Source organism: Aeromonas rivipollensis (assembly GCF_037811135.1).
GTDB classification, from domain to species: domain Bacteria; phylum Pseudomonadota; class Gammaproteobacteria; order Enterobacterales; family Aeromonadaceae; genus Aeromonas; species Aeromonas rivipollensis.
In genome coordinates, this window is sequence record NZ_CP149130.1 from 3,189,901 (window position 1) to 3,202,078 (window position 12,178).

At 61.8% G+C, this 12,178-nt stretch carries 14 protein-coding genes; all 14 read right to left on the reverse strand.

Features of this window, described 5'->3' with window-relative positions:
- Positions 1 to 122 precede the first annotated feature (122 nt).
- Entirely contained in the window at positions 123 to 791 is a 669-nt protein-coding gene (ccmB, locus tag WIR04_RS14365) for a heme exporter protein CcmB (RefSeq protein WP_025326266.1), read from the reverse strand.
- Positions 792 to 793: 2 nt separating this feature from the next.
- The gene (gene ccmA, locus WIR04_RS14370; RefSeq protein ID WP_338887801.1) at positions 794 to 1,429 is read right to left on the reverse strand and encodes a cytochrome c biogenesis heme-transporting ATPase CcmA; all 636 of its coding nucleotides are present in this window, start codon (positions 1,427 to 1,429) and stop codon (positions 794 to 796) included.
- Positions 1,430 to 1,695: 266 nt separating this feature from the next.
- Positions 1,696 to 2,082: a DUF2802 domain-containing protein gene (locus WIR04_RS14375; RefSeq protein ID WP_025326264.1), complete on the reverse strand. Its 387-nt coding sequence runs from the start codon at positions 2,080 to 2,082 to the stop codon at positions 1,696 to 1,698.
- Between the two features lie 94 nt (positions 2,083 to 2,176).
- On the reverse strand, positions 2,177 to 2,665 hold the full coding sequence (locus tag WIR04_RS14380) for a chemotaxis protein CheW (RefSeq protein ID WP_005333026.1): 489 nt from the start codon (positions 2,663 to 2,665) through the stop codon (positions 2,177 to 2,179).
- Positions 2,666 to 2,734: 69 nt separating this feature from the next.
- Positions 2,735 to 3,595 (reverse strand): chemotaxis protein CheW, encoded by an 861-nt coding sequence (locus tag WIR04_RS14385; RefSeq protein WP_338887806.1) that lies wholly within the window; start codon positions 3,593 to 3,595, stop codon positions 2,735 to 2,737.
- Positions 3,592 to 4,386 carry a ParA family protein gene (locus tag WIR04_RS14390; protein WP_025326262.1) on the reverse strand — a complete coding sequence of 265 codons (795 nt, stop codon included), beginning with the start codon at positions 4,384 to 4,386 and terminating at the stop codon, positions 3,592 to 3,594. The genes WIR04_RS14385 and WIR04_RS14390 overlap by 4 nt, the downstream gene beginning before the upstream one ends.
- A gap of 4 nt (positions 4,387 to 4,390) precedes the next feature.
- The gene (locus WIR04_RS14395; protein WP_290030759.1) at positions 4,391 to 5,299 is read right to left on the reverse strand and encodes a flagellar motor protein MotB; all 909 of its coding nucleotides are present in this window, start codon (positions 5,297 to 5,299) and stop codon (positions 4,391 to 4,393) included.
- 2 nt (positions 5,300 to 5,301) lie between these two features.
- A complete protein-coding gene (locus tag WIR04_RS14400) occupies positions 5,302 to 6,039 on the reverse strand; it encodes a flagellar motor protein (protein WP_338887811.1) in 738 nt (245 codons plus the stop codon).
- Between the two features lie 2 nt (positions 6,040 to 6,041).
- A complete protein-coding gene (locus WIR04_RS14405; RefSeq protein ID WP_338887813.1) occupies positions 6,042 to 7,154 on the reverse strand; it encodes a chemotaxis response regulator protein-glutamate methylesterase in 1,113 nt (370 codons plus the stop codon).
- Between the two features lie 31 nt (positions 7,155 to 7,185).
- Positions 7,186 to 9,330 (reverse strand): chemotaxis protein CheA, encoded by a 2,145-nt coding sequence (locus WIR04_RS14410; protein ID WP_338887815.1) that lies wholly within the window; start codon positions 9,328 to 9,330, stop codon positions 7,186 to 7,188.
- A gap of 11 nt (positions 9,331 to 9,341) precedes the next feature.
- Positions 9,342 to 10,082, reverse strand: coding sequence for a protein phosphatase CheZ (locus tag WIR04_RS14415; RefSeq protein WP_025326257.1), 741 nt, complete (start codon positions 10,080 to 10,082; stop codon positions 9,342 to 9,344).
- A 12-nt stretch (positions 10,083 to 10,094) separates the two neighbouring features.
- Positions 10,095 to 10,478 (reverse strand): chemotaxis response regulator CheY, encoded by a 384-nt coding sequence (gene cheY, locus WIR04_RS14420; RefSeq protein ID WP_025326256.1) that lies wholly within the window; start codon positions 10,476 to 10,478, stop codon positions 10,095 to 10,097.
- Between the two features lie 111 nt (positions 10,479 to 10,589).
- Positions 10,590 to 11,309: an RNA polymerase sigma factor FliA gene (locus WIR04_RS14425; RefSeq protein WP_025326255.1), complete on the reverse strand. Its 720-nt coding sequence runs from the start codon at positions 11,307 to 11,309 to the stop codon at positions 10,590 to 10,592.
- Positions 11,302 to 12,177, reverse strand: a complete 876-nt coding sequence (locus WIR04_RS14430; RefSeq protein WP_025326254.1) for a MinD/ParA family protein — start codon at positions 12,175 to 12,177, stop codon at positions 11,302 to 11,304. Before WIR04_RS14430 ends, WIR04_RS14425 begins: the two co-directional genes overlap by 8 nt.
- Position 12,178 lies beyond the last annotated feature (1 nt).

Genomic DNA, 12,178 nt, shown 5'->3' on the forward strand with positions numbered 1-12,178 from the left:
CCTACCATACCCACCGGCGGGAAACATCATATCCCCCCAAAGCAATAAGCAGCCATCCCCTTGATCTATCTCAATTATATTTTTCATAAAACAGCCTCAAAAGAGGCTTTTTTGATAATTAATCAGTTGACGCTGACCCGCAGTGCCGCCGAGATGGCCAGGGGCGTCAGGGTCAGGGCCCCCACCAGCATGGCCCCCAGGATCGCGAGTTGCCCCCCGTAGGGCAACCCCATGCTGGCCGCATCTATGGCGGAGGTGGCGAAGATCAGCACCGGTATATAGAGCGGCAGCAGCAGCAGGCTGAGCAGCACGCCCCCCTTTCGCAGTCCCGCCGTCAGCGCCACCCCGACCGCCCCGAGCAGGCTCAGCACCGGAGTCCCCAAGGCCAGGGTGGCCACCACGGCCAGATAGCTCTTCATGTCCAGGGAAAGCAGGATGGCGAGCAGCGGGGAGACCAGCAGCAGTGGCAGGCCGGTCAGCAACCAGTGAGCGATCACTTTGGCCAGCGCCAGCAGCCCGAGGGGATGAGGCATCAGCATCATCTGCTCCAGGGCGCCGTCGCTGAAGTCATCGCGAAACAGCCGCTCCAGGGAGAGCATGGCCGCCAGCAGGGCCGCCACCCAGATGATACCGGGGGCGATGCGGGCCAGCAGCTGGGGCTCGGGCCCGATGCCGAGGGGAAAGAGGGTGATGACGATGAGGAAGAACCAGAGCGGGTTGAAGATGTCGGCGCGCTGGCGCAGGGCCATCAGCAACTCGCGGTGAATAAGGTGTATGACGGCGCGCAGCATGGCTACTCCTGCAACAACGAGGTCAGCGACAGTGTCTTGAGGCGCCCCTGCATCAGGGTCAAGTCCTGATGGGTGGTGAGGACCACCATGCCTCCCCGATCCGCGTGGATCAGGAACAATCGCTCCAGCACCCTGACCCCCTGCTTGTCGATGGCGGTGAAGGGTTCATCGAGGATCCAGAGCGCCGGGCGCTCCGACAGCCAGAGCCTGGCCAGGGCCACCCGGCGCTGCTGCCCTGCCGAGAGCTGGCCCGCGGGATAGTCCTCGAAGCCGGCGAGTCCGACCTGGGCCAGCACCTGCCAGAGATCCACGGAAGCCTCGGCCGTGCCGTGCAGCTTCTGGTAGAAGGAGAGGTTCTCGAGGGGGGTCAGGGTCGCCTTGACGCCGGGCTGATGGCCCAGGTAGAGCAGGCTGGCATGGTACTCATCCCGGCAATGGCGGATGTTCTCCCCGTTCCAGCACACCTCCCCCGCGAAGGGTTGGGAGAGGCCGGTCAGCAGCCGGAGCAGGCTGGTCTTGCCCACCCCGTTGGGGCCTTCAATCTGCATCAGATCGCCCGAGCGCACCGCGAAGGAGAGATGTTCAAACAGGGTGCGATCTTCACGCACGCAGCTCAGATTGTTGGCTTGAAGCAGCATGAGGATGTAATCGTTGAAAATGAGGCGGCCTGCATCTTAACACAGGATCCGGAGGCGTCTTTTCAAAGATGCCAATAATCAACAGGATTTGTGGGGGAGATCGCGCACCGGCAGAAGAAGATGTGGCAAGGGGAAACTGGAGTGACCAGGCACGGGCAGAGGAAGGGGTGGCAGGGGAAAAGTGGGGAGATCGCGCATGGACAGGGGAAGATGTGGCAGGGAAGAGAGGGGCGGCCTGAGCCTCCCCTCTCGGTCAGGAGCAGGGGTTAGCTGCGACCCTTGCGCAGGGAGATCAGCAACTCGGCTTCGGCCTGGGGCAACTCGCACTCGCTCATCACCTCGTCGAGATCGGCGCCGAGCTCCACCATCTTGGCGGCGCGGCTGTAGAGGCGGCGTTCCGGATCCTGCAGGGTCAACTCCTGCTGGCTATCCTGGATCTTCTGCATGGCTCCTTCGGCGGATTGCAGGCGCTGACCCATGCCGATGGCACCGGTATGCAGCTCCATCATCTGCTTGCGCAGACTCTCGAGCTGCCCCTGCAGCGTCTCCATCCTGGCCTCGGACTCTCGCTGACGGCGGCGGTGACCCAATAGACCGTAGAGGGCCAGCACCAGTGCCAACAAGGACAACCCCAAGGCTGCGAATTCAATCATCAAACTGTCACCTTCCTCATCACAGGGTCCCGCTCGGCATCAAGGTGCCGCGGGCAGATCCGGGACCGCTGTTGTATCACTTTTTGACCCGCCGTTACAGGGAGCCAATATCGTCCCACTCTTCGTCGGAGAGCAGCTTGTTGAGATCCACCAGGATCAGCAGCTGACCGTCGCGGTTGCTGACACCCTGGATGAACTTGGCGCTCTCCTCGGTGCCCACCGCCGGGGCGGCATCGATCTCGGAGGAGCGCAGATAGACCACCTCGGCCACGCTGTCCACCATGATGCCGATCACCTGCTTCTCCGCCTCTATGATGACGATGCGCGAATTCTCGCTCACATCACCGGCCGGCAGGCCGAAGCGGGAGCGGGTGTCGATGACGGTCACCACGTTGCCACGCAGGTTGATGATGCCCAGTACATAGTCGGGCGCACCCGGTACCGGGGCTATCTCGGTGTAGCGCAACACCTCCTGGACCTGCATCACGTTGATGCCATAGGTCTCGTTTTCCAACTGGAAGGTCACCCACTGCAGCACTTCGTCCTCGGCCAGATTTTGTGCAATATTGCGCTTCTCTGTCATCTTCTTGATCCTTGTATGAACCCGTCAACGGGTAAAATTAGCAATAAAACCATGGCAGTGCCGATGTTGTCAGCGGCCTTCAATGTTCACGCCTCGGCCAAGGAGCACCAGCAGCTCCCTGACGTGCAGCAGGGCACACATCTTCTCCTTGACCATGCCCGCCAGCCAGGGGCGTTTCCCCTCCTGGTGGCGCCACTTCACCTGATCCCGATGCAGCAGTTCGGTGCCCTTCAACTGATGACAGGCCAGTCCCCAGGGTGATTCCCCCAGCATAATCAGATATTTGTACTCGTCTATCTCCAGATGCTGGCCCGGCATGACCCACTGGGCCGTGTCGACCACGTTCATCTTCTGCTCCCGGGAGGTCATGATCCCCTTGTACCAGCCCGGCTGGCCGAAGAGGGAAGTCACCTCCCCCAGCTGGTGGATGCCGCCGAGTTCGGTCAGGGGCACAGCGAAGGTCACCCCGGCCACATCGAAGAAGAGCGCCTGAAACTCGTTGCCGGTATCCAGGTTTTCCCAGGCCGCAGGGGCAGGCTCAGGCTCCGCCGCCAGCGCGGGTTCGGCCAGTGTCAGGGCGACGGGTTCGGCGATCACCGGTATCACCTCGGGCGTCGCCAGGGCCACCTCGACCGGTTCGGGCTCGACCTCGAGCTGGAAGGGCTCGACATGCAGCTCTTCATGGCTCAGGACATCCATCTCATCCTGCACCTGGCTCACCTGGGCGAGCAGCTCGCTCAGTTGCGCCAGTCGGCTGTCGGCTTCGAGATAGGGGGCCGCAACCACCTCGGGCAAGGGGGCGGGTTGAGGCTGCAACTGCAGCACAGGGGCCGGCGCCTCGTCGTCCGGATCGTCCCGCAGCAGGACGTCATCGAGCAGCAGGGAGTGGAAATAGTCATCCATGGCCCGAACCTGGGTGGTCTCTCTCATGGCGTCACCTCCTGGGTTCGTTGACGCTCCAGCGCATCAATAAAGTTGAGCAGTGTCTCGTAGGCATAGGTGCCACGGCTGCCCGGTGCATAGATGGACGGGGGTATGTGCAGCAGGCTGGCATCCCGGAATTTGGTGTCGATGGGAATGACCGCATTCCACACCGCCTCCCCATACTGCTCCTTGATGGACTGCAGCGTCATCAGGGAGGCCCGGGTACGCTTGTCGAACATGGTCGGGATCACCGTATAGCGGAACTTGTCCCGCTTGGATCGCTGCATGATCTCGAAGGTCTTCATCATCCGCTCCAGCCCCTTCAAAGCCAAAAATTCGGTCTGCACCGGCACCAGGATGCGATCGCAGGCCGCCAGCGCATTGACCATCATCACCCCCAGCACGGGCGGGCAGTCGATGAGCACATAGTCATACTGGTCCTGCACCCGCAACAGGGCACGCTTGAGTACCAGTCCCATGCCTTCCCGGTTGCCCATGACTCTGTCCAGGGTCGCCAGCGTGATGGAGGCCGGCAGCAGGTGGATGTTTTCGAACTTGGTCTTCAGGGTCATGCGGTTGACCAGCTCGCTGCTCGGCTTGGCCGCCTGGAACAGCTCGTAGAGGGTGCCTTCCAGCCGGTCCGAGTCAAAATCGAAATAAGAGGTCAGGGAGGCATGGGGATCGGTGTCGATCAGCAGTACCCGCTGGCCACGCTGGGCCAGAATGCCCGCCAGGGAGACGACCGTGGTGGTTTTACCGACTCCACCCTTCTGATTGGCAACCGTCCAAACAATCACTGTATCAATCCTGCCTTGTTGTTATGCGTATGCCACCACCGGGCAGCGTCACCACTCTGACGTCCTCGCTGTCGACGCTCTGTGGCGCGGCCGGGGCCGGCGTCACCGTCAGGGAGTTGACGGAGGTTCGCGGCACCCAGGCGAATCTGGATATGGCGACCACGACCTTGCGATTCTGTAACCGCCCCTGCTCGCTGCCGTTGTCGGCGAAGGGAGAAAATTCCCCATAGGCCTCGTAGGCGAGCCGCTCGGGGGCTATCCCCTTGGCCACCAGGGCGCCGAGCACAGCTTCGGCGCGGGCGGCAGACAGGGTCCAATTGGAGCGAAACATTTCGTTGTTGATCGGCTGGTTATCCGTGTAACCCCGCACCCTGACATAGTTATCGACCGGTTTCAGAATACCTGAAAGCGTATCGAGTACAGGGGCCGCATTGCTCCCCAGAAAGGCGCTGCCGCTGCGAAACAGCAGGCCGGAACTCAGCTCCACCGTCAGCCAGTTGTCATCCTTCGCCAGCTTGACCACGCCGGCATCCACCAGGGCGCCCATGGCCTCCTGCAACTGCAGGTCTATGGTCGCAAGGGCCGTGCCATCTTGCTGGATCGGGGTGCCCGTGATGGGGGCGCGCGAAGGCGACGGGGAGGCCTGGCTCTCCAGCAGGGAAGGCGCTGCCGACACCGGGTGGTTGAGCAGGGAGTTGCCCTGCCCTTCCAGCAAGCCATCGCTGCGCGGTACCTGGTTGAAAGCCTGGGTCATGCCCTCGATGACGGCGCGGTACTGCTCCTTGTTGACGATGGCCACAGAGTAGAGCACCACGAAGAGGGCGAAGATGAGCGTCATGTAATCGGCATAGGAGACCAGCCAGCGATCGAGATGTTCTCGCCCTTGCAGGTGCAAACGATAGCGCTTGCGCATGGCTATTCCCCTTTCAGATAAGCCCGTAGCCGCCGTTCAACCTGCTGGCCATTCTCCCCGTGGGCGATGGCCAGCAACCCTTCCAGCGTCATCTCCTGATAGAGACCGTAGTGGTAGTGAAATGCCCGCAGGCGATTCGCTATCGGCAGATAGAGAAGGTTGGCAAACCCCACTCCGTAGATGGTCGCGACGAAGGCGATGGCGATGCCGGCACCGAGGGTGCCCGGCTCCTCCAGGTGAAACATGGCCTGGATGAGGCCTATCACGGCCCCTATGATGCCGATGGTCGGGCTGTAGCCCCCCATGGCCTCGAACACCCTGGCAGCATGCTCGTTGCGCTCCTGCTCGATGTCGATGTCCGCCTCCAGCAGGCGGCGGATATCCTCGACGGAGACACCGTCCACTATCATGGTGAGCCCCTGGCGGGTGAAGGGATCAGGCTCCTCTTCGGCCTGGTTCTCCAGTGCCAGCAACCCCTGCTGGCGCGCAAACTGGGCCCAGGCCTGCAGGCGCTCGGCCTGCTGCACCAGATCCAGTTGCGGCGGGAACAGCATCCAGCGGGCTTGGGCGAGCGCGGCCAGCATGTACTTGCGGGGCGTCTGCAGTATGACGGCCCCCCAGGTGCCCCCGACCACGATGACGAAGGCCGGGCCATCCAGCAGGGTCAGCAGGCTGCCGCCGTGCCACCATTGGGCGACGGCCACGGCGAGCAGCGCCAGCACCAGGCCGAACATGCCCATGGTCAGCGACCCAACTCGACCAGGATGCGCTGGGCCACCCGATCCAGCGGCAGGGATTCGCTCGCGATGCCGGCCTTGGCAACCGCCTGGGGCATGCCGTAGACCACGCAGGAGGCTTCATCCTGCGCCCAGATGGTGGCGCCCTGCTCCTTGAGCAGACGCGCCCCGTCCCGGCCATCGGCACCCATGCCGGTCAGCACTATGGCGAGCACCTTGTCGCCGTAGATCTTGGCGGCCGAGGCGAAGGTGATGTCGACGCAAGGCTTGTAGTTGACCTTGTCATTGCCCTCTATGATGCGAAGGCGAGCCCCGGGCCCGCGCCCTTCCAGCAGCATCTGCTTGCCACCGGGGGCCAAGTAGGCGTGGCCCGGCTTGAGCACGTCACCGTCCTCCGCCTCCTTGACCCCGATCTGGCACAGACCATTGAGACGGGCGGCGAAGGCGGCGGTGAAGGTGGCCGGCATATGCTGGATTAACAGGATCGGATGGGGAAAATCTCCCGGCAGCTTGGTCAGCACGTTCTGCAGCGCCACCGGGCCACCGGTGGAGGTGCCGATGGCCACCAGCTGATAGCTCTTGCCGCTGCGCTTGAAGCTGGCGGGCGCCGCGGCGCGGACCGGCTCGGGCTGACGATCAAGAGGACGCGCCGAGGCAGCGCCGAGAGTGGGGCGCACCAGGGGCTCCGGCGTCCGGGGTCTGGCGGCCGCCATCAGGAAGCGCTTGCGGGCTATCTCCCTGACGCGTTGTTGCAGCAGCTTGACGGCCTCATCCTTGTCGCGGGCGATGTCTTCGAACTTCTTGGGCAGGAAATCCAGGGCACCGGCATCCAGTGCATCCAGGGTCGCCTTGGCCCCCTCGTGGGTCAGCGAGGAGAACATCAGTATGGGAGTCGGACACTTGGCCATGATCTCGCGCACGGCGCTGATGCCGTCGAGCACCGGCATTTCAATGTCCATGGTGATGACGTCAGGCCGCAATTGCAGCGCCTTGTCTACCGCCTCCCGGCCGTTCTGGGCAGTGTCGATCACCGTCATCAGGGGGTCCTGATTGATGATCTCGCTGACCCGGCGACGGAAGAAACTCGAATCGTCGACCACTAATACCTTGACTGCCATTGTTATTCTTTTAACTCCTTGGGCCAGACGCTCAGTGGCGACGGGCATAGGCCTTGAGCAGGCTGGGCACGTCCAGGATGAGGGCGATGCCACCGTCGCTGGTGATGGTGGCGCCGGCCATGCCGGGGGTCCCTTGCAGCAGATTGTCCAGAGGCTTGATCACCACCTCTTCCTGGCCGATGAGGTTGTCCACGACGAAGCCCACCTGCTGGGTGCCGATCTGGACTATGACCACGTGGCCTGTGTCCTGTCGTGCCGCCCTGCCGGCACCGCGGACCAGCCACTTGTGCAGGTAGAACAGCGGGATCGCCTTGTCACGGACTATGATGGTGAGCTGGCCATCCACCACGTTGGCCTTCTTCAGATCCAGGTGGAAAATTTCGTTCACACAACCAAGCGGCAGGGCGAAGGTCTGTTCACCCACCTCCACCATCAGGGTCGGCAGTATGGCCAGGGTCAGGGGAACCTTGATCTCAAGGCGGGTGCCCTTGCCCCAGGTCGAATCTATGTGCACAGAGCCATTGAGGCTGACGATGCTGGTCTTCACCACATCCATGCCGACGCCACGGCCCGAGATGTCGGAGATCTCGGATTTGGTGGAGAAACCGGGGGCGAAGATCAGGTTGTAGGCATCGTTGTCGCTCATGCGCGCCGCGCTGTCGGCATCGAGCACGCCACGGCTGATGGCGATGGCTTTGAGCTTCTCCGGATCCATGCCGGCGCCGTCATCCTCGATGCAGAGCAGAATATGGTCACCCTGCTGGGAGGCGCTCAGGGTGATGGTGCCCTGACGGGGCTTGCCCGCCTTCTCCCGCACGTCCGGCATCTCGACGCCGTGGTCGCAGGAGTTGCGCACCAGGTGAACCAGGGGATCGGCCAGGGCCTCCACCAGGTTCTTGTCGAGATCCGTCTCTTCACCCACCATCACCAGCTCAATATCTTTCTTGAGGGTGCGGGCGAGATCGCGCACAACGCGGGGGAAGCGGCCGAAGACTTTCTTGATAGGTTGCATGCGGGTCTTCATGACCGCGCCCTGCAGATCGGCGGTCACCACATCCAGGTTGGCCACCGCCTTGGACATCTCTTCGTCGTTGCTGGCGATGCCGAGGCTCACCAGGCGGTTTCGCACCAGCACCAGCTCGCCCACCATGTTCATGATGACGTCCAGGGTCTTGGTATCCACCCGCACCGTGGTGTCGTTTTGCACCGCACTGCTCTCGGCAGGGGCCGCCTGTTTGGCAGGGGCGGGTGCCGGGGCCGGCTTGGCCGGTGCAGAAGCGGCTTTGGCGGGGGCTGCGCTGACCGCGACCGGCGCCTTGGGCGGGGTCACGGGCGCGGCGGGAGCCTTGGGCTCGGGAGGCGGAGCAGCCGCCATGCTGTGCTGCGGCGCCTGGCCACGGCCATGCAATTCATCCAGCAGGCGTTCGAACTCGTCGTCGTCGATGAGCTCGTCCACCTCTTTTTGTACCGATTGCAGCGGGGAGAGATCCGGGGCGCCGCCATGCTGGCCCTGGCCGTGCAGCTGATCGAGCAAGGCCTCGAACTCGTCGTCCGTGATGTCGCCTGAACCGCTCAGCACGGGGGCGGCAGAGACCGTCGGCGCCTTGCCAGCACCGTGCAGTTCATCCAGCAGGCGCTCGAATTCGTCGGCGGAGATCTCGTCGATGGAGCCGCCACCGTTGACGGCCACAGGCGCGCTCTCGGCGACGATGGCGGGTTCGGGTTCTGGCTCTGGCTCGGGTTGCTGCGAGGCGGCAACACTGGCGGTCCGCAGCTGTTCCTGCCCTTCGGGTTTGCACAATTCGTGCAGATCATGCAGCAGATCGGCAGAGGCCGGGCTGGTCGGCTCCCGATTCTGCACCTGGGCAAACATGACGTTGATGGCATCAAGGGCCTGCAAAATGACATCCATCAGCTCGGCACTGAGGGTTCGCTTGCCGTTGCGCAGCATGTCGAACAGGTTCTCGGCACCATGGCAGACGTCCACCAGTTCGGTCAGGGAGAGGAAACCCGCTCCCCCCTTGACGGTATGGAAGCCGCGAAAGATGGCATTCAACAGATTCTTGTCATCGGGCCGCTTTTCCAGGTCGACCAGTTGTTCAGACAACTGTTCCAATATTTCTGATGCTTCGACCAAAAAGTCTTGCAGTATGTCTTCATCAACTTCGAAGGCCATGCGTCACTCCATTAGAATCCCAGGCTAGACAGCAGATCGTCCACATCATCTTGACCATTGACCACATCGGACCTTGTCTGCGGGTTCATGATGGGGCCTTCTGCCTCGATGCCGCTCGCCGGCAGGCTGCGCGCCGAATTCTCGATGACGGCCTCACCAAACATGGTCAGCATCTCTATCAACTTTGTTTCAACTTCCTGCACCAGCTTGATCACCTTGCGGATCATCTGACCGGTCAAGTCCTGGAAATCCTGAGCCATCAGGATTTCAGTCAGCAGTTGTCGTAACTTATCGGCATCCGTCTCCGAAGCCTTAATAAAATCATTCAGTTGATGGCAGAGTGCCTTGAACTGACCCAGTTCAAGATCCCGACTCATCAAGGCATTCCAATTGGGCATCACCAGCTGAATGTTGTCATTGAGCCGATCGGCGATGGGAAGACTGGCCTCGACCGCATCCATGGTGCGATTGGCCGCCTTGTCAGTCATGTCGATGACATAGCTGAGCCGCTCCCGGGCATCCGGGATCTCATGGGTGGCCAGGTCGGGGATCCTGGGATCCAGGCGAAAATCTTGCAGTGAGTTGTGCAATTGGCGGGTCAGCTGCCCCACCTTGTCAAACAGGGCCGCCGCATTGGGGGCGCACACATCGGCGAGGATGGTATCGGCCTGTTCAAACTCTTCTCGCTCCAGGTGGGCAACCAGCATCCTTGCCTGTTCAAGCGAGATCATGGCACTCGTTTTGGCCTTCATCCCTGCCGCTCCTTAGCCGATTCGTTCAAAGATTTTGTCGAGCTTCTCTTTGAGGGTGGCGGCAGTGAACGGCTTGACGATATAGCCATTGACCCCGGCCTGGGCGGCTTCGATGATCTGCTCGCGCTTGGCTTCCGCAGTCACCATCAGTACCGGCAGGTGCTTGAGTTTGTCATCGAGACGGATCGCCTTGAGCAGGTCTATGCCCTGCATGCCGGGCATGTTCCAGTCGGTGACCACGAACTGATAATCGCCGTTTTTCAACATCGGCAGGGCCGTGTTGCCATCGTCTGCTTCATGGGTATTGTTATATCCCAGGTCACGCAGCAAGTTCTTGATAATCCGGCGCATCGTTGAAAAATCGTCGACGATGAGGATTTTCATGTTCTTGTCCAAAATTCCCTCCTAAATAGCCGCCAAAACGGCTCACTTACATGATGCAGATCGCAGGTTTTATGGTGCGGATTATGCCTTAGAGTTGCGTTCCAGTGTAGCCAGTACAACCACTTATAAATTCCAATCTCTCAAACGGGCCCGCAGCCTGTGCATGGCCTGGCTGTGGATCTGGCTCACCCGAGACTCGCTCACGCTCAGGACTTCCCCGATTTCACGCAAGTTCAGCTCTTCGTCGTAATACAGCGACAGCACCAGGGCTTCCCGTTCGGGCAGGCGGGCGATGTGTTCGGCCAGGGCGCCCTGAAAGCGCTCGGCCGCCAGATCGTCGAAGCCGCCGTGACCGCTGGCGTCATCGGGATGCCCTATCACATCCTCGCTGACCCCGAGATCCTCGATGCCGATGATCTTGCCGCAGGAGACATCCTGCAGCATGGCATGGTATTCGCCAAGGGAGACCCCCATGTTGGCGGCCACCTCGGTGTCTCTGGCATCCCGGCCATGGGCCTGCTCCACGTTCTCGATCGCCTCGGCGATGGCACGGCTGTTGCGGTGCACCGAGCGGGGCACCCAGTCCCCGCGGCGGATCTCGTCGAGCATGGCGCCGCGGATGCGGATGCCGGCATAGGTTTCAAAGCTGGCGCCCTTGCTGCCGTCAAAGTTGCGGGAGGCTTCGAGCAGCCCAATCATACCTGCCTGGATCAGGTCATCCAGCAAGACACTGCTTGGCAGGCGAGCCAATAAATGCTGGGCAATCCGCTTGACCAGCGGAGCGTGACGCTCGACCAGCACGTAGGAATCCTGATGACGCAAGTATGCTTGGGCTTTATTCACGGGAGTCTTCCTGTGCTATGACCGGCTTTTGCAATAAATTTTCCAGGAAAAATTCGAGGTGTCCCCCCGGCTGGTTCGGGATGGGCCAGCTCGCCGCCTTGTTCGCCAGGGCACGAAATGCCAGGGAGGCAGGCGACTTGGGAAACGCCTCGACGATCAGCTTCTGCTTGCGCACCGCGGCCCGCAGGTTGGTGTCGTAAGGCACGCAGGCCACCAGCTCCAGAGAGGTGTCCAGGAAGCGGTCGGTCACCCGGGTCAGCTTGGCGAAGAGCTCCTGCCCCTCGCGCAGGGAGCGAACCATGTTGGCCACCACCTTGAAGCGGAACACCCCATGATCCTTGGAGAGGATCTTGATGAGGGCATAGGCATCGGTGATGGAGGTGGGCTCGTCGCACACCACCACCATGATGTCCTGAGCCGCGCGGGTGAAGCTCAGCACCATGTCGGAGATCCCTGCCGCCGTGTCCACCAGCAGCACGTCCACCTGGGTCTTCATCTCGCTGAAGGCGCGGATGAGCTCGGCATGTTGCACCGGCGACAGCTCGACCATGGACTGGGTGCCCGAGGTGGCCGGCACTATCATCATGCCGTAGGGCCCCTCGACGATGATGTCGTCTATGGTGCACTCCCCGGCCAGCACATGGGAGAGGTTGCGGTGCACCCGCAGCCCCAGCATGACGTCGACGTTGGCCAGACCCAGGTCGGCATCCAGCACCAACACCCGCTTGCCCTGGGCGGCCATGGCTCCCGCCACGTTCAGGGTCACGTTGGTCTTGCCGACGCCCCCCTTGCCTCCGGACACGGCGATCACTTTTACTCGATTGTTTTGACGCATTTTGCGCAGACCACTCGCCTGATCCATATACATG